At 54.7% G+C, this 25,733-nt stretch carries 22 protein-coding genes, 3 tRNA genes and 1 other RNA gene; 10 read left to right on the plus strand and 16 right to left on the minus strand.

The window, feature by feature from the left end; genetic code table 11:
* The first annotated feature begins 2 nt into the window (after positions 1-2).
* The 5 genes from ACK13D_RS03035 to ACK13D_RS03055 all read left to right on the plus strand — a co-directional run bounded on the left by ACK13D_RS03035 (position 3) and on the right by ACK13D_RS03055 (position 2,545).
* Positions 3-79, plus strand: a tRNA-Val gene (locus ACK13D_RS03035).
* 3 nt (positions 80-82) lie between these two features.
* A tRNA-Val gene (locus ACK13D_RS03040) sits at positions 83-159 on the plus strand.
* Between the two features lie 11 nt (positions 160-170).
* Positions 171-247: transfer RNA gene (locus ACK13D_RS03045), tRNA-Val, on the plus strand.
* Positions 248-591: 344 nt separating this feature from the next.
* The gene (pykF, locus tag ACK13D_RS03050) at positions 592-2,004 is read left to right on the plus strand and encodes a pyruvate kinase PykF (protein ID WP_010245613.1); all 1,413 of its coding nucleotides are present in this window, start codon (positions 592-594) and stop codon (positions 2,002-2,004) included.
* Between the two features lie 304 nt (positions 2,005-2,308).
* On the plus strand, positions 2,309-2,545 hold the full coding sequence (locus tag ACK13D_RS03055) for a major outer membrane lipoprotein (RefSeq protein ID WP_003853216.1): 237 nt from the start codon (positions 2,309-2,311) through the stop codon (positions 2,543-2,545).
* 81 nt (positions 2,546-2,626) lie between these two features.
* Here the strand turns inward: ACK13D_RS03055 and ACK13D_RS03060 are convergent, their stop codons facing one another.
* Genes ACK13D_RS03060 through sufA form a run of 7 tightly spaced genes read right to left on the minus strand, consistent with a single transcriptional unit; the run spans position 2,627 to position 9,289 of the window.
* On the minus strand, positions 2,627-3,652 hold the full coding sequence (locus ACK13D_RS03060; RefSeq protein ID WP_010670037.1) for a L,D-transpeptidase family protein: 1,026 nt from the start codon (positions 3,650-3,652) through the stop codon (positions 2,627-2,629).
* Positions 3,653-3,708: 56 nt separating this feature from the next.
* Entirely contained in the window at positions 3,709-4,125 is a 417-nt protein-coding gene (sufE, locus tag ACK13D_RS03065; protein ID WP_010245623.1) for a cysteine desulfuration protein SufE, read from the minus strand.
* Between the two features lie 21 nt (positions 4,126-4,146).
* Positions 4,147-5,370 carry a cysteine desulfurase SufS gene (gene sufS, locus ACK13D_RS03070; RefSeq protein ID WP_158149750.1) on the minus strand — a complete coding sequence of 408 codons (1,224 nt, stop codon included), beginning with the start codon at positions 5,368-5,370 and terminating at the stop codon, positions 4,147-4,149.
* Entirely contained in the window at positions 5,370-6,650 is a 1,281-nt protein-coding gene (gene sufD / locus ACK13D_RS03075) for a Fe-S cluster assembly protein SufD (RefSeq protein WP_052271702.1), read from the minus strand. The genes sufS and sufD overlap by 1 nt, the downstream gene beginning before the upstream one ends.
* Positions 6,625-7,371: a Fe-S cluster assembly ATPase SufC gene (gene sufC, locus ACK13D_RS03080; RefSeq protein ID WP_010245631.1), complete on the minus strand. Its 747-nt coding sequence runs from the start codon at positions 7,369-7,371 to the stop codon at positions 6,625-6,627. Before sufC ends, sufD begins: the two co-directional genes overlap by 26 nt.
* 42 nt (positions 7,372-7,413) lie before the next feature.
* Positions 7,414-8,907 (minus strand): Fe-S cluster assembly protein SufB, encoded by a 1,494-nt coding sequence (sufB, locus tag ACK13D_RS03085; RefSeq protein WP_010245634.1) that lies wholly within the window; start codon positions 8,905-8,907, stop codon positions 7,414-7,416.
* A 7-nt stretch (positions 8,908-8,914) separates the two neighbouring features.
* Positions 8,915-9,289, minus strand: coding sequence for a Fe-S cluster assembly scaffold SufA (sufA, locus tag ACK13D_RS03090; protein ID WP_010245637.1), 375 nt, complete (start codon positions 9,287-9,289; stop codon positions 8,915-8,917).
* A gap of 388 nt (positions 9,290-9,677) precedes the next feature.
* Here sufA and ACK13D_RS03095 point away from each other — a divergent pair, with 388 nt between their 5' ends.
* Entirely contained in the window at positions 9,678-10,082 is a 405-nt protein-coding gene (locus ACK13D_RS03095; protein WP_010670035.1) for a hypothetical protein, read from the plus strand.
* 33 nt (positions 10,083-10,115) lie between these two features.
* On the opposite strand, the gene ydiJ is transcribed toward ACK13D_RS03095, so the two are convergent.
* Entirely contained in the window at positions 10,116-13,169 is a 3,054-nt protein-coding gene (ydiJ, locus tag ACK13D_RS03100; protein ID WP_418795665.1) for a D-2-hydroxyglutarate dehydrogenase YdiJ, read from the minus strand.
* Positions 13,170-13,374: 205 nt separating this feature from the next.
* Between ydiJ and ydiK the strand changes: the two genes are divergently transcribed.
* Positions 13,375-14,493 (plus strand): AI-2E family transporter YdiK, encoded by a 1,119-nt coding sequence (gene ydiK / locus ACK13D_RS03105; RefSeq protein WP_010670033.1) that lies wholly within the window; start codon positions 13,375-13,377, stop codon positions 14,491-14,493.
* 292 nt (positions 14,494-14,785) lie between these two features.
* An RNA gene (gene rprA / locus ACK13D_RS03110) (antisense sRNA RprA) lies at positions 14,786-14,893 on the plus strand.
* A 69-nt stretch (positions 14,894-14,962) separates the two neighbouring features.
* Here the strand turns inward: rprA and ppsA are convergent.
* Positions 14,963-17,347: a phosphoenolpyruvate synthase gene (ppsA, locus tag ACK13D_RS03115; RefSeq protein ID WP_418795668.1), complete on the minus strand. Its 2,385-nt coding sequence runs from the start codon at positions 17,345-17,347 to the stop codon at positions 14,963-14,965.
* Between the two features lie 437 nt (positions 17,348-17,784).
* Between ppsA and ppsR the strand changes: the two genes are divergently transcribed.
* Both ppsR and ACK13D_RS03125 read left to right on the plus strand, forming a co-directional pair.
* Positions 17,785-18,612 carry a posphoenolpyruvate synthetase regulatory kinase/phosphorylase PpsR gene (gene ppsR, locus ACK13D_RS03120; protein WP_010245652.1) on the plus strand — a complete coding sequence of 276 codons (828 nt, stop codon included), beginning with the start codon at positions 17,785-17,787 and terminating at the stop codon, positions 18,610-18,612.
* Between the two features lie 151 nt (positions 18,613-18,763).
* Positions 18,764-19,810 carry a 3-deoxy-7-phosphoheptulonate synthase gene (locus tag ACK13D_RS03125; protein WP_010670032.1) on the plus strand — a complete coding sequence of 349 codons (1,047 nt, stop codon included), beginning with the start codon at positions 18,764-18,766 and terminating at the stop codon, positions 19,808-19,810.
* Between the two features lie 7 nt (positions 19,811-19,817).
* On the opposite strand, the gene ACK13D_RS03130 is transcribed toward ACK13D_RS03125, so the two are convergent.
* The 7 genes from ACK13D_RS03130 to ihfA all read right to left on the minus strand — a co-directional run bounded on the left by ACK13D_RS03130 (position 19,818) and on the right by ihfA (position 25,730).
* Positions 19,818-21,269 (minus strand): protein adenylyltransferase SelO, encoded by a 1,452-nt coding sequence (locus ACK13D_RS03130; RefSeq protein WP_418795669.1) that lies wholly within the window; start codon positions 21,267-21,269, stop codon positions 19,818-19,820.
* 80 nt (positions 21,270-21,349) lie between these two features.
* Positions 21,350-22,096 (minus strand): EAL domain-containing protein, encoded by a 747-nt coding sequence (locus ACK13D_RS03135; protein WP_033757480.1) that lies wholly within the window; start codon positions 22,094-22,096, stop codon positions 21,350-21,352.
* Positions 22,097-22,391: 295 nt separating this feature from the next.
* Positions 22,392-22,850: a C40 family peptidase gene (locus ACK13D_RS03140; protein ID WP_010245666.1), complete on the minus strand. Its 459-nt coding sequence runs from the start codon at positions 22,848-22,850 to the stop codon at positions 22,392-22,394.
* 68 nt (positions 22,851-22,918) lie between these two features.
* On the minus strand, positions 22,919-23,668 hold the full coding sequence (btuD, locus tag ACK13D_RS03145; RefSeq protein ID WP_418795672.1) for a vitamin B12 ABC transporter ATP-binding protein BtuD: 750 nt from the start codon (positions 23,666-23,668) through the stop codon (positions 22,919-22,921).
* A complete protein-coding gene (locus tag ACK13D_RS03150) occupies positions 23,669-24,214 on the minus strand; it encodes a glutathione peroxidase (protein WP_010670029.1) in 546 nt (181 codons plus the stop codon).
* 50 nt (positions 24,215-24,264) lie between these two features.
* Entirely contained in the window at positions 24,265-25,248 is a 984-nt protein-coding gene (gene btuC, locus ACK13D_RS03155) for a vitamin B12 ABC transporter permease BtuC (RefSeq protein ID WP_010670028.1), read from the minus strand.
* A gap of 179 nt (positions 25,249-25,427) precedes the next feature.
* Entirely contained in the window at positions 25,428-25,730 is a 303-nt protein-coding gene (gene ihfA, locus ACK13D_RS03160) for an integration host factor subunit alpha (RefSeq protein WP_003853259.1), read from the minus strand.
* Positions 25,731-25,733: the final 3 nt, after the last annotated feature.

Genomic DNA, 25,733 nt, shown 5'->3' on the forward strand with positions numbered 1-25,733 from the left:
TTGCGCTCTTAGCTCAGTTGGTTAGAGCACCACCTTGACATGGTGGGGGTCGATGGTTCGAGTCCATTAGAGCGCACCAAGTGCGTCCGTAGCTCAGTTGGTTAGAGCACCACCTTGACATGGTGGGGGTCGGTGGTTCGAGTCCACTCGGACGCACCAATATTCAGTATGCGCTCTTAGCTCAGTTGGTTAGAGCACCACCTTGACATGGTGGGGGTCGATGGTTCGAGTCCATTAGAGCGCACCACTTTCAGAATTCCTTCAGCTTGCGCAACTCCACTTTTATTGATCTGCATCGCTTCCCCCTTCTGCTTTTTGATTGGTTTTCGCATACTTAGCGTCTATACTGTCCCGCGTTGCTTACTTGAAAGGTTTCAGCGATCACGTGCTTACTGCGATAACTCAAATGATTTGCGCAACAACAGCGTGGTGGTTACCAACCGTAACCGCACAACTTCCCTGCACGCCTGGCCTTCGTCACCTATTCTTACTCAGTACTGCCCATTTCAGTCTCAATCAGAAATTTCACTTCGATGCGCTGCCATCGGATTCCGCCCTTATTCATCCATCACAACTTACAGAAAATCCGTCATGAAAAAGACTAAAATCGTTTGTACAATCGGCCCGAAAACCGAATCCGAAGAGATGCTGACTCAGCTGCTTGAAGCTGGCATGAATGTTATGCGTCTTAACTTCTCTCACGGCGACTACGCTGAGCATGGCCAACGCATCACCAACATGCGTGCCGTTATGCAGAAAACCGGCCGTCAGGCCGCTATCCTGCTGGATACCAAAGGCCCTGAAATCCGCACCATGAAACTGGAAGGCGGCAACGATGCGGCTCTGAAAGCGGGTCAGACCTTTACCTTTACTACAGACCAGAGCGTGATTGGCAACAGCGAGCGCGTTGCGGTGACCTACCCGGGTTTTACTGCTGACCTGAAAATCGGCAACACGGTGCTGGTCGATGATGGCCTGATTGGTATGGAAGTGACCGAAGTCACTGAAAATACCGTGGTGTGTAAAGTCCTGAACAATGGCGATCTGGGCGAAAACAAAGGCGTTAACCTGCCAGGCGTCTCTATCCAGCTGCCAGCACTTGCCGAAAAAGATAAGCGCGACCTGATTTTTGGTTGTGAGCAGGGCGTAGACTTTGTCGCCGCCTCTTTCATCCGTAAACGTTCAGACGTGCTGGAAATTCGCGAGCACCTGAAACAGAACGGCGGCGAGCATATCCAGATCATCTCCAAAATCGAAAACCAGGAAGGCCTGAACAACTTCGACGAAATCCTCGAAGCGTCAGACGGCATCATGGTTGCGCGTGGCGATCTGGGCGTTGAGATCCCGGTTGAAGAAGTGATCTTCGCGCAGAAGATGATGATCAAAAAATGTAATAAAGCACGCAAAGTGGTCATCACGGCTACCCAGATGCTCGATTCCATGATCAAGAACCCGCGCCCTACCCGCGCAGAAGCCGGTGACGTGGCAAATGCCATTCTTGACGGTACCGATGCTGTCATGCTGTCAGGTGAGAGCGCCAAAGGCCGTTATCCGCTGGAGTCGGTCACCATCATGGCGACCATCTGTGAGCGTACCGATCGCGTGATGAAGTCCCGCATCGACAGCCAGAGTGATAACCGCAAAATGCGTATCACAGAAGCCGTCTGCCGTGGTGCTGTAGAGACCGCTGAGAAGCTGGAAGCGCCACTGATTGTGGTTGCTACCGAAGGGGGTAAATCTGCTAAAGCCGTACGTAAATATTTCCCGAACGCGACCATTCTGGCGCTGACCACCAATCCGATGACTGCCCGTCAGCTGATCCTGAGCAAAGGGATTGAGACACGTCTGGTGACTGAGATCGCTTCAACCGACGATTTCTATCGTCTGGGTAAAGAAGCGGCGCTGGAAAGTGGCTATGGCCAGAAAGGCGATGTCGTGGTACTGGTGTCAGGCGCATTAGTACCAAGCGGAACTACCAACACCGCTTCTGTACACGTTCTGTAAAACTCTCTCTGACCATTATTTTGAAGCGCCTTTATCGGGCGCTTTTTTTTATTTCTACTTAAACCAAATGTCAGAAAATTCCAATCGAAAATAACTATTCAAATACTCTTAATATTAAGGTTAATCCGATTAAATCTCTCTGTTTTCGCTAAATTTTTTTATCATATTCTGTGATTCGCTGCTTCTTTGAGCGAACGATCAAATTTAAGCATCTTCTCATCAAAAATTTATTCTCAACTTAAAAAGCTTTGTGTAATACTTGTAACGCTACATGGAGATTAACTCAATCTAGAGGGTATAAATAATGAATCGTACTAAACTGGTACTGGGCGCGGTAGTTCTGGCTTCAACTATGCTGGCTGGTTGCTCAAGCAACGCTAAAATCGACCAGCTGTCTTCAGACGTTCAGACTCTGAACGCTAAAGTTGACCAGCTGAGCAACGACGTGAACGCAGTGCGTTCAGACGTTCAGGCTGCTAAAGATGACGCAGCACGCGCTAACCAGCGTCTGGACAACCAGGCTCACTCTTACCGTAAGTAAGAGTTCTGGTTTAAAAATGGCGCCTTTATGGCGCCATTTTTTTTGCTCCGAATTCAGTGCCCTTCACAGGCACTTATCCGGTCAGGGCTGAACCGCGTTGCCCTCAGCCTGTGTCACCGGGCTATCAGCCCCCACAGATGCGCTCTCCAGCCCCGCAGGCGGCACGGTATCACTCTGCACCGGCTCCCCACTGCTGACCAGCACAGGCATGCCTGAGCGTCGCGCTAAGCTGGCTTTAATCAGCGCACTATCACTCTTCTCACTTTTCATAAACTGCTTCACTCCGGCAGTGAGTGCAATCGGCATGGTCTGCGGATCGTCTTTGTCGTTGCGTGACAGCGGCTGATGCACTTCCACGTAGCGTTTCCCATCCGGTTCTACAGCGTACTTCACCGGCTGATTGATGATCTGTACCCGCGTCCCTTTCGGGGCTGAGTTAAACAGCGCTTCGATATCTTCTGAACGCAGACGTATACAGCCTGAACTGACGCGCATGCCGATGCCGAATTTCGCATTAGTGCCATGGATCAGATACTGGCCGGTGCCGCGCGCCAGACGCATGGCAAACTGCCCCATCGGGTTATCCGGTCCGGCGGGGACCACGCCAGGCAGCGTAATGCCCTCTTTGGCGTAGCGTTTGCGGATGTTCGCCGTGGGCGTCCAGGTGGGATTAGGGATCTTCTGGCTGATCTGCGTCACCATCACTGGCGTGGCCGCACCCAGCTGGCCAATGCCGATGGGATAGACAATGACCTTATCCTCCCCTTTGGGATAGTAATAGAGACGAAGCTCGGCCAGATTCACCACAATCCCTTCGCGCGGCGTATCGGGCAGGATCATCTGCAGCGGCACCGTCAGCTGGGTGCCCGCTTTGGGCAGCCAGGGATCGGTACCGGGATTTGCCTCCAGCATGCTCAGCAGGCCGACCTGGTAGCGCGCCGCAATTGCTTCCAGAGGTTGTTTATTGTCAGGAACCTGAGTCAGGACGTTTTCGCCAATCAGGCGACTGTCAGGTGGTGGCAGCGGATATTCGGTGGCGAACGCGGGTGCAGAGAGCCCAAAGCAGGTCAGCAGCAATGCACCGGCTAAACGTAAAGCAGGTTTCATGCAATTTTCTCGTCAGATAAAAAAACAGACGCCGGATGGCGTCTGTGGAGTGTAACTTAGCTGAGGTTCTGAGCGGTATGGCGAATAGACCGAATCATCGCCTCCAGCCCCTGCGACCGGGTGGGCGTCAGGTGCTGCATCAGTGCCAGTTCACCAAACCAGTGGCGCACATCCAGCGCCAGGATATCGGCGGGCGGCAGGTTCTGATAGAGGCTAAATACGATAGCAATCAAACCTTTAACAATAGCGGCATCGCTGTCGCCTTCAAACGCAATGGAACCATCCGCCTGCGGGGTCATTCTGATCCACACCTGACTCTGACAACCCGAAATCACGTTCTCCGGCTGGTGCAAGGTTTCAGAAGATTCCGGAAGCTTTGAACCCAGCTCAATAATGTAGAGGTACTTCTCTTCCCAGTTAGCGCAACGGTTGAAGTTGCGAACCAGTTTCTCTTTTTCAGGCAAATTCGCCATCAGTGACTCCGTTAAAACTGTTCAGCCGCCCAGCAGACGATGAATGCGCGTCAAACCGGCAGCCAGACGATCCACTTCCTCTTCACTGTTATAGAACGTGAAGGAGGCACGGCACATCGCCGGTACATTGTAATGCTGCATCAGCGGCATCGCGCAGTGATGTCCGGTGCGGATGGCAATGCCATATTGATCCAGGAAGCTGCCGACATCGTAGGCGTGATGTTTACCGAGATTGAAGGCGATAACGCCAGCTCGTGACTGCGGACCGTAGATCTGGATATCCGGAACGGTGCCCAGCTTATCGAGCGCATAGTTCATCAGTGCCGTCTCGCGCTGATGAATCGTATCCAGTCCCAGCGCCTGCACATAGGCCATCGCCGCACCAAAGCCGATAATGCCGCCGGTATTCGGCGTACCCGCTTCAAAGCGCCACGGCGCACTGTTCCAGGTGGTGCCGGTAGGCAGCATGACGCGCTCAATCATTGAACCGCCCCCTTCCCATGGTGGCATCTCATCCAGCAGCGCTTTGCGGCCGTAGAGAATACCCACGCCGTTCGGTCCATAGAGTTTATGGCTGGAGAAGGCGTAGAAGTCGCAGCCGATATCCTGCACATCAACCTTGTCATGCATCACCGCCTGGGCACCATCCACCAGCGTGATGACGCCAGCCGCTTTTGCCTGAGCAACGATCGCTTTAACCGGGTTAACCGTGCCGAGCACATTTGAAACATGCGTCACCGCCAGCAACCGCGTACGGCTGTCGATCAGCCCCGCCAGTTGCTCCAGCGCCAGCTCACCGTTGTCATTTAATGGCAGGACGCGCACTTCTGCGCCGGTGCGCTGGGCCAGCATCTGCCATGGAACGATATTGGCGTGATGCTCCATCTCAGTAATGATCAGGTTATCGCCAGGCTGGAGGTTACTGCTGCCCCAGGTGTTCGCCACCAGATTGATGCCTTCGGTGGTGCCTTTGACGAAGACAATCTCTTCCTGTGACTGCGCATTGATAAAACGGGCAGCCTGATCGCGCACGTTCTCCATGTCGCTGGTCGCCTGCTGGCTCAGCGTATGGATACCACGATGCACGGCCGCATAGCCGTGCTGATAGAAATGACTCTCGGCGTTAATTACCGAGAGTGGACGCTGTGCGCTGGCCGCACTGTCAAGATAGGCCAGCGGATGACCGTTGACCTCACGCTTCAGGATAGGAAAATCAGCCCTGACGCGTTCGAGATCGAAGTTCATCATATGTCGCCTCCGGGAAAACGTTGCGCGATACGCTGCAGCACGGCCTGACGCATCACCTCATTTTCCAGTGTTTCGGTCAGTTCTGCGGCAAACGCATGAATAATCATGGTCTGTGCAGCATCCTGCTCAATACCGCGCGAACGCAGGTAGAACATCTGCTCATCATCAATACGACCGATGGTGGCACCGTGGCTGCACTTGACGTCATCCGCATAAATTTCCAGCTGCGGTTTGGTATCGACTTCTGAGAGCTTGCCCAGCAACAGGTTGTTGTTGGTCATCTGCCCGTCGGTCTTCAGCGCATGCTGTGCCACTTTAATGTGGCCGTTAAACACCGCACGGCCTTTGTCGCGCACGATGGTTTTATGCATCTGGCGGCTGACGCAGTGGCCCTTGTTGTGCTCCAGGTAAGTACGGGTATCCGCCACTTCCTGTTTCACCGGCAGCACCAGGCTGTTGATCGCCAGCGTGGTGTTTTCGCCGTTCAGCTGGGTACTGGTGTTGTGACGCGACAGTCCGGCACCCAGCAGGAAGCTGGTGCTGCTGACCTGGCCATCATTGCCAATGACCAGATCGTTATGCGCAAAGTGATAGCTGGCGCTGCTTTCAAAGGCCAGCTTCGTGTGCGTCAGTTTTGCATTGTCGCCTACCGCAAAGGTAAAGCGCGTGCCGGTGAAATGGGCGCGCTCATCCAGTGAAACGTAGTGCTCAATCACTTCTGCTTCGGCACTCTCTTCCAGCTGCAGGTGATGACGATAGTGAACCGTGTTCATACCCGTCTGCTGACCGCTGGTGATATGCAGCAGATAGACCGGACGCGCAGCGGATTTACCGCGTGCCAGACGCAGGGTCGTCACCTCTTCTGCCAGACTTTCTGTCAGATGCAGGAAGACTTCAGGCTGAACCGCAGCAGGCAGCGGACGGCGCTCGGCGGCCACGCTGTGCTGAACCTCAAACAGTTCGCAGTCGCGACTGCTGAAGGCTGGCTGGAACTGACCGTCAACATAGACCAGACGGATCGCATCCAGCGGCAGCGCCAGTGCATCAACCTGTTCAGCGCTCAGAGTCTGCGGCGCGTCAGGCAGTACAAACTGCTGAGACAGTAAGGTGTCCAGCGGCGTGTACTTCCAGTTTTCGTGCTTGCGGGTTGGCAGGCCAACGCGCATCAGTTGCTGCCAGTGCTGCTGTGCCTGCAGAGAACGCACGTCGCCACGCGACTCAAACAGGTGATGCCACTGTTGCAGCGCAGAATCACTCTTCGTCGGTAAGCCAGCCATAACCTTGCTCCTCCAGCTGTTTCACCAGCGAGAAGTCGCCAGATTTCACGATTTTGCCCTGATACAGAACATGAACGAAGTCTGGCTTGATGTAATCCAGAATACGCTGGTAGTGGGTCACGATGATAAAGGCACGCTTCTCGTCGCGCAGGCTGTTTACGCCATTCGCCACGATTTTCAGCGCATCGATATCCAGGCCTGAGTCGGTCTCATCCAGGATGCAGAGTTCTGGCTCCAGTGCCGCCATCTGCAGGATGTCGTTACGCTTCTTCTCACCGCCGGAGAAGCCAACGTTGACTGAGCGGGTCAGCAGATCTGCCGGCATCTTCAGCAGCTCAATTTTCTCTTCAATGAAGTCCTGGAAATCGAAGCGATCCAGCTCTTCCTGCTGACGATATTTGCGTACCGCATTGACCGAGGTCTGTAAAAAGAACTGGTTGCTGACGCCCGGAATTTCTACCGGATACTGGAATGCCATAAAGATGCCTTCACCGGCGCGCTCTTCAGGGGCCAGTTCCAGCAGATCTTTACCTTTGAAGCTGACCGAACCGCCGGTTACTTCATAATCTTCACGGCCTGCCAGCGTCGCTGACAGGGTACTTTTACCTGAGCCGTTCGGGCCCATGATGGCATGCACTTCGCCGGGTTTAATTTCTAGATTCAGGCCACGCAGAATGGCTTTATCTTCAACACTGACCTGCAAATCTTTAATGCTTAACATACTTATTCCTTCACATTGCTTTCGGCAACGCGTGTGACGGCATCAGCCCACACTGTGCTCAAGGCTGATGGCTAACAATTTCTGGGCTTCCACAGCAAATTCCAGTGGCAACTCCGAGAATACGTCTTTACAGAAGCCGTTCACGATCATCGAGATGGCGTCTTCTTCACTGATACCGCGTTGCAGACAGTAGAACATCTGATCTTCGCCGATACGTGATGTCGTGGCTTCATGCTCAAGCTGAGCGGTATTGTTGCGGGTCTCCACATACGGGAAAGTATGTGCGCCGCAATCAGGACCGATCAGCATCGAGTCACACTGCGTAAAGTTACGGGCATTGGTCGCGGTTGGCATGATTTTCACCAGCCCGCGATAGGTGTTCTGACTTTTACCGGCCGAAATCCCTTTGGAGATGATGGTCGATTTGGTGTTTTTACCAATGTGGATCATCTTGGTGCCGGTATCGGCCTGCTGACGACCGCTGGTCAGTGCCACTGAGTAGAATTCACCCACTGAATAGTCCCCGCGCAGAATGCAGCTTGGGTATTTCCAGGTGATAGCAGAGCCGGTTTCAGACTGTGTCCAGGACATCTTGCTGTGGTCGCCTTCACACAGCGCGCGCTTGGTCACGAAGTTCAGGATACCCCCCTCACCTTCGCCGCCCGGGAACCAGTTCTGAACCGTCGAATATTTCACTTCGGCATTTTTGTGGATGATGACTTCCACCACGGCCGCGTGCAGCTGATAGGTGTCACGCACTGGCGCTGAGCAGCCTTCGATGTAGCTGACGTAGCTGTCTTCATCGGCAATCAGGATGGTGCGTTCGAACTGACCGGTTTTCGCTGCATTGATGCGGAAATAGGTCGACAACTCCATCGGGCAACGCACCCCTTTCGGGATATAAACGAAGGTGCCGTCAGAGGCGACTGCCGAGTTCAGCGCCGCAAAGAAGTTATCGTTCGCCGGAACAACCGTGCCGAGATACTGCTTCACCAGCTCCGGGTGCTCCTGGATCGCTTCGCCAAAGGAACAGAAGATAATCCCCTGCTCCGCCAGCTTGCCGCGATAGGTGGTCGCCACCGAAACGGAGTCAAAAATGGCGTCAACCGCCACTTCACGGCCTTCACGCACCGGGACACCCAGCTGATTAAAGGCGTTTTCCACTTCCTGTGTCAGATAATCGCTGGCTGGCGCGCTGCCTGAAGCCTGCAGTGCACCGGGTTCTGATGCGCAGCTGTCATCACAGTTGCCGCAGGAAGGCGCGGAGTAGTAGCTGTAATCCTGGTAGTCGAGTTTTTCGTAGTGCGCTTTCAGCCAGTGTGGCTCTTCCATTTCAAGCCAGGCACGAAACGCTTTAAGACGAAACTCCAGCATCCACTCTGGCTCGTTACGCTTGGCCGAGATCGCCCGCACCACATCTTCATTGATGCCGTTGGCAAATTCTTCGGTTTGCAGTTGGGTAAAGAAGCCCTCTTTGTAGTTGAGCTTGCCTTCCCAGATTTGTACATCGTCAGATGTTTCGCTGTGTCGTGACATATTTCACTTACTCGACGCCAAAGCTCTCACCGCACCCGCAGGCGTGCTGAGCTTTAGGGTTATTGAATTTAAAAATCTGATTCAGGCCTTCACGAACGTAGTCCAGTTCGGTGCCATCAACGAATGGCATCGCCTGTAGCGGCACAAACAGCGTTGCGCCATGGAATGAGAACTGCAAATCATCCTCGACTGGCTCTTTCACCAGATCCATGACGTAACCAAACCCGGCGCAGCCGGATTGTTTTACGCCGAGCCGCAGACCCTTGACATCGGGGTCCTGAGCCGCCAGATTGAGAATTTGTTGCGCTGCGGTTTCAGTCAGCGTCAGCCCTTTCCAGACAAAATCGTCGGGTGAGAAAGAGTCTGTATTAACGGATGCCATGTTGATACCTCTTGAGTCCGGACCTTTTCAGGCTATCCCCCTATGGTAGTGATCTGACCAATCACTTCAACCTCTTGTTTTGCAGGGATAATCATCTTGTGCGGTTTTATTTGCTTAATTATTAAGCATAGCCTCTTCAGCTCACCTTGTGGTGAGCGCGTCAGCATAAATAAGCCAGTGTTAACCTATTAATAAATCAATCTTTTTTAAATAACCATTTTTGATAAAAATGCTTATTGATAGGTTACGCCTTTCTGCGATGTAAACAGATTGTTATTTCCGATTATACCGACAGGCAGGATAAATCGATAAATTTTTCTGCCCGCCAATTGCAATCACAGCTCAATTGAATATGATAATTATTATCATTCACATTCAGGATGGCGTTATGACGCTTTCTGTCTCAGCCTGGCTGCAGCACAAAATCGACGAATATCAGTTTGCGGTGCGTGATATCACCGTCGACTTTTATATGGCGCAGGCAAAGCTCGACCGGGCCGACTGCACGATTCATCAGCTACGTCAGTTTAACGATGCCTGTCAGGATATGGCAGAAATCTGCCAGTTGAACGGTGACGACCAGAGTTACCTGCATGCCATGGGTAAACTGCATCACCGACTGGTGCAGGAGATGGGAAACAGCGATCGCGATCGCCTGTTTCGCCTTCAGGCTTATCAACTGGCGCGATTGTCCCTGACCCGCCTCTGCCATCAACTGGCAATGGTCGGGGAGTGGAACCAGGCCACTGCGCTGCAAAGTGACTTCATGCGTCACGCAGGCTGGATATTCTAATCCAGCCAGGGCGTGACGTCGCGCACAATTTTTTTACATTAGCTCTAACAGTGCCTGAAGCGGATGACGCATTCCGTTGCCCTCTACACGCTTGACCTGACTGCGGCACGAATAGCCGGTGGCCAGGCAGCGCTGGCGTGGCAGTCGCTGAAGCTGGGGATGCCAGGAGAGCGCGTAGATCCCCAGCGAGTTTTCAAGGTTCTTACTTTCGTGACCGTAGGTGCCTGCCATACCGCAGCAGCCAACATTGATGTTCTCCAGCTTCGCGCCAAAACGGGAGAAGATCGCCTGCCACTGATTCGGTGTGGAGGGCAGCGCGGTCACCTCGGTGCAGTGTGCAAACAGATACCAGGATTCTCCGCCCGTGGCCTGCACGTCACGCTCTGCCAGTGCACGCTCTAACCACTCATGTACCAGCAGGACGTTAAAGTCGCCGCGTGATTCGCCCAGCGTCTGACGATACTCATCGCGATAGCAGAGCACCGTGGCCGGATCGACGCCGACCATGGGCAACCCCAGTTTTGCCACCCGATTCAGGAAATCGGCGGTGCGGGATGCCGTGCGGGCGAAACGGTGCAGGAAACCTTTCACATGTTGCGCTTTGCCATTTGGCGAGAATGGCAGGAGCACGGGCCGGTAGCCCAGTTTCTCAATCAGCCTGACAAAATCGTTAACCAGCTGCGCCTCATAGAAGCTGGTAAAAGGATCCTGCACCACCAGCACACAGTTTGCGCGTTCAGCGGCTGACAGCCCTTCCAGCTGCTCCAGCGTCATGTTCATGGCGGGATGACCACTGAGCTGCTGTTTCAGATTAGGGGCCGAAAGCAGCGGCAGATCGACCATACCAATATGGGTTTTACTTATCTCTTTCAGCCACGGCTGGCGCAGGAAGAAGTTAAATACTTTCGGTGCTTTCGCCATCAGCGGCGCATAGCCCTCTACTGCTGCCACCAGGTGATCGCTGACCGGACGCAGATACCGGGTGTGGTAGAGCTGTAAGAAGCGCGAGCGGAAAGCGGGCACGTCAATTTTAATCGGACACTGGGTGGAGCAGGCTTTGCAGGCCAGACAGCCCGACATCGCCTCTTTCACCTCGTGCGAGAAGTCATACTCCCCTTTGCTGGCGTGCCAGCTATTGCGGGTACGGGCAATCAGGGTGCGAAGCGACAGCCGATTTTCAGGCAGCTGCTTTTCCAGGGTGAGCGGATCGACGCCCTGCCCGGCCAGCAGCCGCAGCCACTCCCGCGTCAGTGTTGCCCGCCCTTTGGGCGAGTGAATGCGGTTGCGGGTGATCTTCATGGAGGGACACATCGGGCTGCGGGCATCAAAGTTAAAACATAACCCGTTGCCGTTACACTCCATCGCGCCTCGCCATTCATCCCGGACCGTTAACGGGATCTGACGATCATAGGTTCCGCGCTTCACCGCATCGACCTGCATCATTTCATCATTACTGTTGTATGGCGTACAGATCTTGCCCGGGTTCAGGCGATTGAGCGGATCAAAGGCCGCTTTGATGCGGCGCAATTCGTTAAACAGCGTCTCACCGAAGAATGCCGGACTGTACTGGGCTCGAAACCCTTTGCCATGTTCACCCCACAGCAGGCCGCCGTAGCGCGCTGTCAGCGCTACGACTTCGTCGGAGATCTGTTTCATCATCATCTCCTGCTGCGGATCGCACATATCCAGCGCCGGACGCACATGCAGTACACCTGCATCGACGTGACCAAACATGCCGTAGCTCAGCCCGTGGCTGTCGAGCAGCGCGCGAAACTCGACGATGTAGTCCGCCAGTTTTTCCGGCGGGACCGCGGTATCTTCCACAAAGGGAATCGGTTTAGCCCGGCCTTTGGCATTTCCCAACAGACCCACCGCTTTTTTACGCATGTTATAGATGCGTTCAATGCCATCCAGGTCGTTACAGAACTGATAGCCAATCACGCCGCCCTGCTGCTGCGCCATCAGTGCGTCAAGGCGGCCACAAAGCTGTTCAATCTGCTGATCGATCAGTGCGGCGTTGTCGCCGGCAAACTCAACAATATTCAGACCCAGCATCTCTTTGTCGGGTACATCGGCGATCAATTCGCGCACTGAGTGCCAGACAATGTCTTCACGCGCCAGGTTCAGCACCTTAGAGTCAACGGTCTCTACCGAGAGCGCCTGCGCTTCCACCATAAAAGGCGCATTGCGCAGGGCGGAGTCAAAGGAGTCATATTTGATATTCACCAGTCGGCGCACTTTAGGCAGCGGCGTGATATCAAGCCGCGCTTCCGTGACAAAGGCCAGCGTGCCCTCTGCACCACACAGCAGGCGCGTCAGGTCAAAGGTTTGCATATCGTCGCTGAAGACATGGCGCAGGTCATATCCGGTCAGGAACCGATTCAGCTTTGGAAACTTTTCCAGTATCAGCGCACGATGCTCGCGGCAGCGCGTCAGCACCTGCTGATAGAGCCGGCCTTCGGGCGTCGCCGTCTGCGCCAGGGTTTCAGCCAGCGCGGTGGCCATTGGACGCGTATCAAGGATATCGCCGCCCATCAGCACGGCGCGCAGGCCCAGCACATGGTCCGAGGTTTTGCCATAGACCAGTGAGCCCTGGCCGGACGCATCGGTATTAATCATGCCGCCCAGCGTGGCACGGTTACTGGTGGATAACTCCGGCGAGAAGAAAAAGCCGAATGGCTTCAGCCAGGCGTTAAGCTGATCTTTGATCACCCCCGCTTCAACCCGCACCCAGCCCTCATCGGTATTGATCTCCAGGATACGGTTCATGTAGCGCGACATATCCACCACAATCCCCTGATTCAGCGACTGACCGTTGGTGCCGGTACCGCCGCCGCGCGGGGTAAATACCAGACTGGCAAAGCGCGCTTCTCCGGCCACGCGAGCGAGCAGCGCAACATCCGCAGTCGAGCGCGGAAAGAGCGCCGCGTCGGGTAGCAATTGATAGATGCTGTTATCGGTGGAGAGTGAGAGACGGTCGGCATAGCTGGTTGCCATGTCACCGGTAAAACCCTGCTCTTTCAACGACTCAAGGAACGTCAGCACCAGTTGAACGAGGCCCGGTGCCTGCGAAATCTGTGGGATCATGATTGTCTGACCGAAGGTGTTGTAAACGTTTGCGTTTATAGATTAGCGATTTCTCGTTTTATCATATTTTTCCTGCGCCTGCCCTTTTTTCAGAAAAGGCAAAAACCTTTCTCCGCAACTCTGTTTAAACCTCAGCAAATAGATCATGATAAAAACGGGCATCCGAATGCCTGAAAATGAAGGATTAAGACGAGGTTATGAGTCAATGATGAAAAGCCAGTACCGGGATATGGATTTACCGCAAATACTCTTCACCCTGATGTTCATTCTGCTGCTGATTGTCGCCTGTTTATGGGTCGTGCAGCCGTTTATTCTGGGCTTTGCCTGGGCCAGCATGGTGGTGATTGCCACCTGGCCATTGATGCTGAAATTCCAGCGACTGTTATGGGGACGCCGTTCCCTGGCGGTGATCGTGATGACACTGCTGCTGCTGCTGCTGTTTATTATCCCTATCGCCCTGCTGGTCAGCAGCCTGATTGATAACAGCGCGCCGGTGATTGCCTGGGTTACCCAGGGGCATATGATGCCGCGACTGTTATGGCTCAACGATGTCCCGATGGTCGGCAAGAAGCTTTATGTCAGTTATGACACGCTGGTGGCGAGCGGCGGTGCCGGCGTCATGGCGAAAATACAGCCCTATATCGGCCGTACCACCGGCTTTTTTGTCGCGCAGGCCGGTCATTTCGGACGCTTTATGATCCATCTGGGCGTGATGTTACTGTTCAGCGTGCTGCTTTACTGGCGTGGCGAACAGGCTGCCCAGGGCATTCGTCACTTTGCTTTCCGCATGGCGGGACGGCGCGGTGATGCCGCCGTACTGCTGGCGGCGCAGTCCATTCGTGCCGTGGCGCTTGGCGTAGTAGTGACGGCGCTGGTACAGGGCGTGCTGGGCGGTATCGGTCTGGCGATCTCCGGCATTCCTTACGCCACGCTGTTGACGGTACTGATGATCCTCTGCTGTCTGGTACAGCTCGGCCCGCTACTGGTGCTGGTTCCCGCCATTATCTACCTCTACTGGAGCGGAGATACAACATGGGGAACGGTGCTGCTGGTCTGGAGCTGTGTGGTCGGCACGATGGATAACGTGCTGCGCCCGATGCTGATCCGTATGGGTGCCGATCTGCCAATGATCCTGATTCTTTCTGGTGTTATTGGTGGACTGTTTGCGTTCGGGATGATTGGTCTGTTTATCGGGCCGGTGGTTCTGGCGGTCTCCTACCGTCTGGTTTCCGTCTGGGTTCATGAAGCGCCTGCCCCGGATAGTGACCAACTGGCCGTGGCTGATGCCCTGGCGGATCACGATGATACCCCGCCTGCTGTATGATGAGATGCAACAACCCGCTGCGCCGCTAGCCCCCATAAGCATTGATTAGTGCGGTTAATGATGATTAACCGCACCCCTTCTCTCAGATCAGATAAATTCTGTTTTCCATTAGCGATTTTTAAGAAAAAAGCCACCTTTGGCCTGAAAGTGACCTTTTCGGGCCAAAAAAGATTACTTTCTGCACTGTTTCTTAAGCCAAATGGCGAAGTAAAGGTCACAAAAGATTATTGGCTTTAAACTAATAAGAGGATTCTTAAAGACGACAGCCAGCCGTATGAATAACATGTTTCCTATGTTCGAAATCAACCTGATGATTTTCAGACAATCCCATTCCCCTGAGTAGAGTAAAGAATTGCTGTGTGTAGTCTTTGCCCATCCCCTGTGATGGGCTTTTTTTTTGCCTGAATCTGACCAGATATAAACAGAAAAGGCCCGCATAGCGGGCCCTGAAGAGTGCTAACAACCCGTATCAGGCTGTTTTATTTAACTGCGCCAGACTCACCCAGGTCTCCACCACCGTGTCCGGGTTCAGTGACAGACTGTCGATGCCCTCTTCCATCAGCCATGCGGCGAAATCCTGATGGTCTGACGGTCCCTGCCCGCAGATTCCGACATATTTCCCCTTCTGCTTCGCGGCCCTTATGGCCATTGAAAGCAGCATCTTCACGGCCTCGTTACGCTCGTCAAACAGCGCGGAGACGACGCCAGAGTCGCGGTCCAGCCCCAGCGTCAGCTGAGTCATGTCGTTTGAGCCAATAGAGAAGCCATCGAAGTGCTCCAGGAACTGATCCGCCAGCAGGGCATTGGACGGGATCTCGCACATCATAATGATCTTCAGCCCGTTCTCGCCGCGCTTCAGTCCCTGACGCCCCAGCTCTTCCACCACAGCCTTCGCCTGCTCAACGGTGCGCACAAACGGAACCATAATCTCGACGTTTGTCAGGCCCATCTCGTTGCGAACACGTTTCACCGCTTCGCACTCCAGTGCAAAGCAGTCCCGGAAGCTGTCAGCGACATAGCGACCCGCACCCCGGAATCCCAGCATCGGGTTTTCCTCTTCCGGCTCGTAGCGTTCTCCACCCACCAGGTTGGCATATTCATTGGTTTTAAAGTCAGAAAGTCGGACAATTACGCGTTTCGGCGCAAAAGCGGCGCCAAGCGTGGCAATTCCTTCAGTCAGGCGAGCGATGTAAAACTCCACCGGATCATCAAATCCTTTCATCATTTTACGGATCTGCTGCTGCAGCTCCGGCGTCTGTTGGTCAAACTCCAGCAGCGCTTTAGGGTGGACGCCGATCATACGGTTAATGATAAATTCCAGCCGCGCCAGACCCACGCCTTCGTTAGGCAGACAGGCGAAATCAAAGGCGCGATCGGGGTTGCCCACGTTCATCATGATCTTCAGCGGCAGTTCAGGCAGTGAATCGACCTGCGAACTGGTGACGTCGAAGTCGAGCAGTTGATCATAGACGTAGCCGGTATCACCTTCGGCACATGAGACCGTGACGTTATGCCCCTCTTTCAGCCGGTCGGTGGCGTCACCACAGCCCACCACTGCCGGAATGCCCAGCTCACGCGCGATGATCGCAGCATGACAGGTCCGTCCGCCGCGGTTAGTCACAATCGCTGATGCTTTTTTCATGATCGGTTCCCAGTCCGGGTCGGTCATGTCGGTCACCAGCACATCGCCTTTTTCAATGCGATTCATTTCGCTGATATCGTGGATGACCTTCACCACGCCTGCGCCAATACGATGACCGATAGCACGACCTTCCACGACGACGCTGCCCTGCCCCTGCAGCGTGTAACGCTCCATTACCTGACCATTTGAGCGTACGGTTTCAGGGCGCGCCTGAACAATAAACAGTTTGCCGGTGTGCCCATCTTTGGCCCACTCAATATCCATCGGGCGCTGATAGTGCTGTTCAATCAGCACCGCCTGCTTCGCCAGCGCCTGCACTTCCTCATCGCTCAGGCAGAAACGGTCGCGTTCGGCCTCAGGCACATCTTCGATCCGCACCTGCTCGCCATGCGCCTGGGAATCGGCATAGACCATGCGAACCTTTTTCGAGCCCATATTGCGGCGCACAATCGACGGACGATCGGCTGCCAGGGTTGGCTTGTGCACATAGAACTCATCGGGGTTAACGGCACCCTGCACCACCATTTCCCCCAGCCCCAGTGCAGCGGTGATAAAGACCACCTGATCAAAGCCGGACTCGGTATCAATGGTGAACATCACACCCGAGGCGGCCAGGTCTGAACGCACCATGCGCTGTATTCCCGCTGAGAGCGCAACACCACGATGGTCATAGCCCTGATGCACACGGTAGGAGATAGCGCGGTCATTAAACAGCGAGGCGAAGACATGCTTTACCGCCACCATGACGGCGTCGATGCCCTGTACATTCAGGAAGGTTTCCTGCTGGCCGGCAAAAGAGGCGTCAGGCATATCTTCTGCGGTTGCAGAGGAGCGCACGGCAAACGACGCGGCATCATCATCAGCAGAAAGCTGCTTATAGGCGTCCAGAATGGCGGACTCCAGCTCGGGCAGGAACGGTGTCTCCACGACCCACTGACGAATCTGCTTACCCGCTTTTGCCAGCGCATCAACGTCATCAATATCGGTCTCATCCAGCAGCGCATAAATACGCTGATTCAGCCCGCTTTGATCGAGGAACAGGTTAAAGGCGTAGGATGTGGTCGCGAAACCGTTGGGCACGGAAACGCCCAGCGACGACAGATTAGTAATCATTTCACCCAGAGAGGCATTTTTGCCCCCCACCCGTTCAACATCATGCATGCCAAGCTGGTTATACCAGAGCACGAGTGGCTGTTCGCCTTTACTGGACATTGAGCTTATCCTTTATCAATTATCAATGAATGGACACAGGGAGTAATCTGTCTTCAGCCTGGCATATCACCCTCTCAATAACGATCTGTTGAATCGTTAAAGCAGAATTTCAGCCACAGTTTCGGAATTGTGAGCGCATTATTTTGCTGTTGCGCAAAGTCGCCTTTTTTCTCTAAATGATTGATGCCACAGGAAATGGCAGATTTTCAGCCACTTAAGCATTCATTTTTGTTGCGCAACAACTGCGTGGCTATTTGCGGCTTAACGACGGATTAAAAAGAATGCTGGCTCAACGAGCCACCCTTTCATTTTTAGTATCGTGATGAAACGACAGACAAATAATCCGGACAGACATTCCAGAAATTAAAATCAGAGATGATTTATTTAATCGCATGGCCCATGCTGAATGCTCACTCTTGTCTGAGGCTGATTTCGTTATGACAACTGACAGAAGCGTTTTTTATATCTCCGATGGTACGGCCATTACGGCTGAGGTGCTGGGTCATGCGGTGCTGTCGCAGTTTCCGGTCAATATCACCAGCCTGACGCTGCCGTTTGTGGAAAATGTTCAGCGGGCGCTGGCGGTTAAAGCCCAGATTAACGCGCTCTATCAGCAGAGCGGTGTCCGGCCGCTGGTCTTTTTCTCCATCGTGACGCCGGAAGTGCGCGACATCATCGTACAGAGTGACGGCTTTTGTCAGGATATCGTCCAGGCGCTGGTCGCCCCGCTTCAGCAGGAGCTGGGGTTATCGCCCGCGCCGGTGGCACACCGTACCCATGGACTGGATGCCAGTAACCTGGGTAAATATGACGCACGTATCGCGGCCATCGATTACACCCTGGCGCATGATGACGGCATCTCGCTGCGCGGACTGGAAGATGCGCAGGTGATTCTGTTAGGCGTCTCACGCTGTGGCAAAACCCCCACCAGCCTCTATCTGGCAATGCAGTTTGGTATTCGCGCCGCCAACTATCCATTCATTGCCGACGATATGGATAACCTTAAACTCCCGCCCGCGCTGCGCGCGCATCAGAATAAACTGTTCGGGCTGACCATCGACCCGGAACGGCTGGCTGCGATACGTCAGGAGCGGGCGGAAAATACCCGTTACGCCTCGATGCGTCAGTGCCGGCTGGAGGTGGGCGAAGTGGAAGCGCTGTTTCGCACTCATCAGATCCGCTATCTCAACAGCACCAACTACTCCGTGGAGGAGATTGCGACCAAAATTCTCGACATTATGGGCCTGACTCGCCGCATGTACTGATGGGTAACCGGCGCTGAACTGTAAAGCGGCGCTGCCGTCGCTTTTGATTTCATTATTAAATTCCGGGTTGAATTCGCAGACTAATGGTTTATTGTGACCACCATCACTTCCCGGTATTTCACCGCTGCGAAGAACCGTTTTCGAGAAACCCATGAACAAAACCGACGAACTGCGTACCGCACGCATTGGTAGTCTGATTACCCCCGCCAGCCTGGCGGCTGAGCATCCTGTCTCTCCGGCAATTGCCGACAATGTCACCGCTGCCCGTAAACGTATTGCCCGTATTCTGACTGGTGAAGATCCCCGCCTGCTGGTGGTGATTGGCCCCTGCTCGCTGCACGACCCGAAAGCGGCACTGGAATATGCTGAGCGTCTGAACGCGTTACGCCGCCGCTATGAAGATCGGCTGGAGATTGTGATGCGTGCCTACTTTGAAAAGCCGCGCACCGTAGTGGGCTGGAAAGGCTTAATCTCCGATCCGGATCTGGATGGGAGCTACGATGTGAACCGCGGCATAGGCATCGCCCGCCAGCTGCTGATTGATATCAACGCGCTGGGCCTGCCTACCGCCACGGAATTCCTGGATATGGTGATCGGCCAGTTTATTGCCGATCTGATTAGCTGGGGCGCGATTGGCGCACGCACCACCGAAAGCCAGATCCACCGCGAAATGGCATCGGCCCTCTCCTGCCCGGTCGGCTTTAAAAACGGCACCGATGGTAACGTACAGATTGCCGTGGATGCGATTCGCGCCGCGCGCGCCAGCCACATGTTCCTTTCGCCCGATAAGCTGGGCCAGATGACTATCTATCAGACCAGCGGCAACCCGCATGGTCATGTGATCCTGCGTGGCGGCAAACAGCCTAACTATCATGCCAGTGATGTCGCCGCCGCAGCCGAAAGTCTGTCGGCATTTAATCTGCCACAGCAGCTGGTGATCGACTTCAGTCACGGTAACTGCCTGAAGCAGCATCGTCGTCAGATGGATGTCGCGGCAGAGGTGGCAGAACAGATTAAAGCGGGATCGCAGGCCGTTGCTGGTGTGATGATTGAAAGCTTCCTGGAAGAGGGCAATCAGAAAGTCGTCAGCGGCGAACCGCTGGTCTATGGCAAGTCGATTACCGATCCCTGCCTCGGCTGGCAGGAGAGCGAAAAGGTGCTCGCCCTGCTGGCCGAGGCGGTTTCTCACCGCCTCTGAGTCTGCATCAGCTGGAGCAGCTCACTTCCAGGGTTTTGCCCCAGTCTGGCGGCCGCTGACGATATTCAGCGGCTGTCTGATCGCTAAAGGGTTGCTGTAACGCCTGATGCAGACGTGCCAGCGCCCCCTGCTCTCCCCGCTCCGCCTCTTCAATCGCCTGCTGCGCCAGATAGTTGCGCAGAATCACCGCCGGATTGGCCGCCTTCATCACGGCCTGACGTTCTGCATCGCTGACCTGCTCATCCATCAGACGGCTGCGGTAGCGCTGATACCAGCTATCAAACGCCTCACGATCGATAAACTCATCCCGCAGCGGTGAACGGCTGTCAGCCTGTTGCGTCTCACTAAGCAGGCGGAACGTCAGGGTGTAATCGCTATGCTCCTGCGTCATCAGTGCCAGCAGATCGGTCAGAATCTCATTATCGCTGCTCTGCTGCGTCAGCAGACCGAGTTTCGCCCGCATCCGTTCGCCCCAGACCCGCATCAGTTCAGGTTCGTAGGCGCTCAGTGCCGTCCGCAACTGCTCGGTGGTCAGCAGACCCGACAGCGCATGTGCCAGCCGGTTAAGATTCCACATACCGATCATTGGCTGATTTTCAAAGCTGTAGCGCCCCTGATAGTCGCTGTGATTACAGATGAAGTCAGGCTGATAATCATCCAGAAAACCAAAGGGGCCATAGTCGATGGTCAGACCCAGAATCGACATGTTGTCCGTGTTCATCACTCCATGAGCAAAGCCCACGCTCTGCCACAGCGCAATCAGACTCGCAGTGCGTAACACAATGTCGGTAAACCACTGTTGATAGCGGTCTGCTTCAGCGTCCAGATGCGGCCAGTGATGGCGAATGGCGTAGTCGGCCAGTTGCTGCACTTTCTCCTGCTGCTGGCTGTAAAAGAAATGCTCGAAATGACCGAAACGCAGATGACTCGGTGAAATGCGCATCAGCATCGCGCCACGCTCTGTTGTTTCGCGGTAGACCGGTTCATCACCTATCGACAGGGTCAGCGCACGCGTGGTGGGAATGCCCAGATGATGCAGCGCTTCCGAGGCGAGAAACTCACGCACGCTGGAACGGATCACGGCACGACCATCCCCCATGCGGGAATAAGGCGTCAGGCCTGCGCCCTTGAGATGCCAGTCCAGCTTGCTGCCATCCTCCAGACGCTGCTCACCCAGCAGAATGCCGCGCCCGTCGCCAAGCTGGCCCGCCCAGACGCCAAACTGATGGCCGCTGTAGACCTGCGCCAGCGGCTGCATGCCGGGCAGCAGTGCGGCACCGTGCCAGACGGCATGACCCTTATCGGCAAAGAGCGCGCTATCCAGCCCCATTGAGGCTGCAAGCGGTGCGTTATGATACAGCAGGCGTCCGCCTGCCAGTGGCGTGGGGTTCAGCGCGGTGTAACACCCGGTAAGTTCACGGAACCAGGTGTTGTCGAAAGAGGCCTTGCCTGAGGACATTGTTTCTCCCATGCGATGCTCAGCGTTACTTAAGGTTAGTCCTCTAGTGTAACGCTGATAGCGGGGATTAACAGGAAGTATCAGCCGGGATGCTGCGCGGATGGCACACGATCGTCGGCGCAGATCAGTGAATGCAGCGCGTCAGATTTTACCACCGGGAAGAGCGCACCCTGAAACTCGGCACCGCTCAGCTGGCTGACTTTATCCAGCAGCACGTCGTCATCAATGCCACAAATAATGAGCCGGTCACAATGGGCGCGGAAATTATCGATAATGCTCTGAATAAATGGCACGAATGAAGCGCGCTTTGCCAGCGAATGAATAAACTCTTTGTCCAGGCAGATGCAGCTGAATAAATTATCGTAGACCGCATTAGAGGGGGTCTTACCCGCGCCGAAATGAGAAATCGCTAAATTAAACTCAGCATGCAGGCTTGCCAGCAGGGGATTATTTTTTCCCAGTTTTAGTTGCGGAAACGTTTCAGTGATATTCAACAGAATGAATGGCAACTGCTTTATTTTGCGCATCACTAATTCGCTGGCCAGCAGCGTCCGGGCCATGCCTTCATCAATACGTATAAATGCTGACACGGAATGCGCTTCAAAAAAGCCGCGATTCTGCTCCAGCAATCCAATCTGACTTTGCAGCAGGCGCAGCTGCTGCGACTCATCGAGCTGCGGCAGCAACAGATCCTGCGGCAGGGTGATGGGGGCACTTTCATGCACAAACTGCGTGACCAGCTCGACAGCGGTCAGTCGCCCATTAACATCACAGACAGGATAAAACCAGATTTCCGACTGATAGTCGGCCGAAAGATGAATTTTCATTTTAATGCCAGAATATGCGGCGATGGGGATATCGTATAGTAATGGTCAGGCGCAGGCAATAGTGCCAAATCATTGAAGAGACGAACTTCTTTACTCTTCCATTGCCGTTTGGCAGCAGGCGATCACCCTTAAGCCAAATAGTAGCGATAAAACAGCGGTTATTAGTGGAATTAAATAAGCGTTTATTATGTTTATTAAAACCCACGCTCAATAACTGTCATTTAAAATAAACCTTTTACTCTCTGTTTTAACTCTATTTAAAATTGGACTTAAGTCTGATTCCCCGGACCTGCGTTTAAATACGACGGGCCTGCCAGAACACTTTTCGCCAGTAGACATTGTCGAGCGAGGAGCGGATGACGCCCTGGCTGGTTGAGGCATGAATAAAGGCGTTATCGGTGTCATAAATGCCCACATGCAGGCCATTCTCCCCGCGACCGGTTTTGAAGAAGACCAGATCGCCTGGCAGCAGCTCGTCTTTGCTGATTCGGGTGCCGATATCGCTTTGAGCTGAGGTGGTGCGCGGCAGTTGCAGCGCAAATTTATCGCGGAAAGTCAGATAGACAAAGCCGGAGCAGTCAACCCCGTTACGACTCATGCCGCCATAGCGATAAGGCGTCCCACGCCAGTTACCGAGCTGATCGTTCAGTTCCGCAATCACGGTGATCGAATCGGAAAGACGGCCATTAATCGGCGGAGCGTGATGACTGCATCCCGTCAGCAGCAGAACTAAAATCAGCAAACCCAGGCGCATCGCCAAATGTCCTTATCAGAAGTTGCAACCGGCTTAATGTAGCGGTAAAGCCCGCCGGGTAGCAAGTGTCAGGGCAATACGGTCAGCAGCGTGCGTCCTTCAAGTTCAAGCTGCCGGAAAGCAATCTGGTAAATCGGTGTCAGGCGCTGCGGCGTCAGAACCTCAGCCGGTTCACCCTGCGCAATCAACGCTCCCTTATCCATCAGCCAGACCCGATCCGCCTGTTGCAGGCTGTGGTTGAGGTCGTGACTGCTGGCGATAACGCTGATGCCCGCCGCGCACAGGTCGGCAATCAGATCGTCCACCGCTTTTTGCTGGGCGATATCCAGCGCGGTCATGGGCTCATCAAGGATCAGCAGCCGCCCGTGTGGATTGATGTGAGGATCAATCTGCATAAAGACCGCCGCCAGCCTGACGCGCTGCCATTCACCACCGGAGAGCCGGGTCAGTGAACGCGATAACTTATCCTGCAGCTGAAGCCGTTTCAGCAGCGTGCTGAGGCGATCGTCTGTCTGCCCCGCCGCCTGTTTCAGATGCAGACGCAAATAGTGCCAGACCGGCATCTGGCTTAGCGGTGCCTGCAGCTGAGGCAGCCAGCCGCGAACCCGGGCCATCGCTGCGCCATTCCAGTCACTCAGCGGCTGTTCGTCCAGCAGCACCGTGCCGGAGGCGGGCTGCAGTCCCGCAATCACACTGAGTAATGTGCTTTTGCCTGCACCGTTCGGGCCTGCCACGTGCAGCAGCTGACCGGCGGCAAGCTCACCGGTCAGTGGCAGCAGCCGTCCGGGGACGGCGGCCTGTTGCAGGCGCAACAGCATCTATTTTGCCAGCGCCTGCTTAATGGTTTCCAGAATGATCGGATCTTCCGGCGTCATGTCAGGTGCAAAACGCTGGATCACGCTGCCGTCACGGCCAATAAGGAATTTTTCGAAGTTCCACAGAATGTCGCCCTGCTCTTTCGGCGCGCGTCCTTTGCTCTCCATACGCTCGTAAAAGCCGCTGCCTTCCGGGCGCACCGCGTCAGGTCGGGCAGCGATCAGCTGAGCATAGAGCGGATGACGGCCTGCGCCATTCACCTCGGTTTTGGCAAACATCGGGAACGTGACGCCATACGTGGTGCTGCAGAAGGTTTTAATCTCCTCACTGCTGCCCGGCTCCTGCTCCAGAAACTGGTTGCAGGGAAAACCGAGTACGCTGAAGCCCTGATCCTGCCAGGCTTTCTGCAGGTTCTCCAGCTCTTCATATTGCGGCGTCAGACCACATTTCGAGGCAACATTGACCACCAGCAGTACCTTGCCCTGCCATTGTGACAGCGTGGTTTTTTCCCCATCGAGCGTAACCAGTTCAGTTTGATAAATGTTCATGCTGTTTCCTGTTGTGGATGCTGTTGTGGATGCAGAGTCGCCAGCCGAAGCTAGCGTGAAGATTTCACCAGTAAAATAATAAACAGCGGCGCGCCCAGTGTCGCCGTCACGACGCCTATCGGTAATTCCGCCGACGTCAGCGCCAGACGAGCCACAATATCGGCTGCCAGTAATACACCGGCGCCAGCCAGCGCCGATGCCGGCAGCAGATAACGGTGATCGCTGATGCCGCTCATACGCAGCAGATGCGGGATCACCAGTCCGACAAAGCCAATAGCACCGGCCATCGCGACGCTGATGCCGACCAGCCAGCCCATGGCGAGCACCAGCAGGTTACGCCAGTAGAAGAGAGACAGTCCGAGCTGGCGGGCAGATGTCTCGCCCAGCGCCAGCAGATTAAGAATCTGCCCGGTCGCCCCCAGGGCCAGCATCACCGGCAGCAGCGCCAGCATCATCCAGCCATAGCGCCAGTCAATCCCGCTGAATCCGCCCATCATCCAGTACATCAACTGACGCAGATCGAGGCTGGTGCTGAAGTAGACCGCCCAGGTCATGATGGCACTACAGATAATCCCCAGCGCCACGCCGGTAAGCAACAGTCGGGTGACCGAGAGCTGACGATGGGCAAAATGCAGCAGGATGAGCGTAATAATCAGCGCACCGGCCATCGCCGCCAGCCCAAGGCTCCACAGCGAGCCGCTGCCCAGCAGCACGCCGAGCACCAGGCCAATACCGGCACCATTTGAGACGCCGAGCAGGCCGGGCTCCGCCAGCGGATTCGTAAACAGCGCCTGCATCACCACACCGCATACCGCCAGCGATGCCCCGACCAGCACCACCGCCAGACTACGGGGCAGCCGCAACTGCCAGACAAAGAGCCTGCCGCTTTCCGTGAACCAGTCTGAGGGCGCGATCCAGCTGTCACCGGCACACAGGCTGAGACAGAGCAGTGCAGAGAGCATAAGTGCTAACACAATAAGCCATTTCTGGCCGCGCTGGTCGGCCTGGCGCGCGAGCTGGTCGAGCAGAGACATAAGCGGGATTAGCTGAGAAAACAGAGATTTGATTGTAGAGGGATTGCAGAAAAAAGAAAGGCAGATGAGGCGGTTTGCTCTTTGCCGTCAGGGAGATTAACGGGCGCGGGAAGCGGGATTACTGCGTACTGAAACCATGAAAAAAGGCCGCTTGCGCGGCCTTTTTGAAACGCTGAAATTCAGTCAGTCTCTTTGGGTGTAGCGTTCTCTACGCGGCTTTTCAGCTTCTGTCCTGGGCGGAACGTTACTACGCGACGCGCAGTAATCGGAATATCTTCACCCGTTTTCGGGTTTCTGCCAGGACGCTGGTTTTTGTCACGCAGGTCAAAATTACCAAACCCAGACAGTTTTACCTGTTCTCCATTCTCCAAAGCGCGACGTACCTCTTCGAAAAACAGCTCTACTAACTCTTTGGCATCGCGTTTGCTCAGCCCGAGTTTCTCAAACAGGTACTCTGACATCTCAGCTTTTGTAAGCGCCATAGG

It is taken from the genome of Pantoea sp. K16 (assembly GCF_048452805.1).
In the GTDB taxonomy this organism is placed as follows: Bacteria; Pseudomonadota; Gammaproteobacteria; order Enterobacterales; family Enterobacteriaceae; genus Pantoea; species Pantoea agglomerans.

Bases quoted from the DNA above. Each gene is read 5' to 3' on its own strand.
- ACK13D_RS03140 (WP_010245666.1), bottom strand. From the start codon at position 22,850: ATGCGCCTGGGTTTGCTGATTTTAGTTCTGCTGCTGACGGGATGCAGT.
- ACK13D_RS03125 (WP_010670032.1), top strand. From the start codon at position 18,764: ATGAACAAAACCGACGAACTGCGTACCGCACGCATTGGTAGTCTGATT.
- ppsA (WP_418795668.1), bottom strand. From the start codon at position 17,347: ATGTCCAGTAAAGGCGAACAGCCACTCGTGCTCTGGTATAACCAGCTT.
- sufE (WP_010245623.1), bottom strand. From the start codon at position 4,125: ATGGCGAATTTGCCTGAAAAAGAGAAACTGGTTCGCAACTTCAACCGT.
- ydiK (WP_010670033.1), top strand. From the start codon at position 13,375: ATGATGAAAAGCCAGTACCGGGATATGGATTTACCGCAAATACTCTTC.
- ACK13D_RS03130 (WP_418795669.1), bottom strand. From the start codon at position 21,269: ATGTCCTCAGGCAAGGCCTCTTTCGACAACACCTGGTTCCGTGAACTT.
- ACK13D_RS03060 (WP_010670037.1), bottom strand. From the start codon at position 3,652: ATGAAACCTGCTTTACGTTTAGCCGGTGCATTGCTGCTGACCTGCTTT.
- sufS (WP_158149750.1), bottom strand. From the start codon at position 5,370: ATGAACTTCGATCTCGAACGCGTCAGGGCTGATTTTCCTATCCTGAAG.
- ppsR (WP_010245652.1), top strand. From the start codon at position 17,785: ATGACAACTGACAGAAGCGTTTTTTATATCTCCGATGGTACGGCCATT.
- sufB (WP_010245634.1), bottom strand. From the start codon at position 8,907: ATGTCACGACACAGCGAAACATCTGACGATGTACAAATCTGGGAAGGC.
- sufC (WP_010245631.1), bottom strand. From the start codon at position 7,371: ATGTTAAGCATTAAAGATTTGCAGGTCAGTGTTGAAGATAAAGCCATT.
- pykF (WP_010245613.1), top strand. From the start codon at position 592: ATGAAAAAGACTAAAATCGTTTGTACAATCGGCCCGAAAACCGAATCC.
- ydiJ (WP_418795665.1), bottom strand. From the start codon at position 13,169: ATGATCCCACAGATTTCGCAGGCACCGGGCCTCGTTCAACTGGTGCTG.
- sufA (WP_010245637.1), bottom strand. From the start codon at position 9,289: ATGGCATCCGTTAATACAGACTCTTTCTCACCCGACGATTTTGTCTGG.
- ACK13D_RS03150 (WP_010670029.1), bottom strand. From the start codon at position 24,214: ATGAACATTTATCAAACTGAACTGGTTACGCTCGATGGGGAAAAAACC.
- ACK13D_RS03095 (WP_010670035.1), top strand. From the start codon at position 9,678: ATGACGCTTTCTGTCTCAGCCTGGCTGCAGCACAAAATCGACGAATAT.
- ihfA (WP_003853259.1), bottom strand. From the start codon at position 25,730: ATGGCGCTTACAAAAGCTGAGATGTCAGAGTACCTGTTTGAGAAACTC.
- sufD (WP_052271702.1), bottom strand. From the start codon at position 6,650: ATGGCTGGCTTACCGACGAAGAGTGATTCTGCGCTGCAACAGTGGCAT.
- ACK13D_RS03135 (WP_033757480.1), bottom strand. From the start codon at position 22,096: ATGAAAATTCATCTTTCGGCCGACTATCAGTCGGAAATCTGGTTTTAT.
- ACK13D_RS03055 (WP_003853216.1), top strand. From the start codon at position 2,309: ATGAATCGTACTAAACTGGTACTGGGCGCGGTAGTTCTGGCTTCAACT.
- btuC (WP_010670028.1), bottom strand. From the start codon at position 25,248: ATGTCTCTGCTCGACCAGCTCGCGCGCCAGGCCGACCAGCGCGGCCAG.
- btuD (WP_418795672.1), bottom strand. From the start codon at position 23,668: ATGCTGTTGCGCCTGCAACAGGCCGCCGTCCCCGGACGGCTGCTGCCA.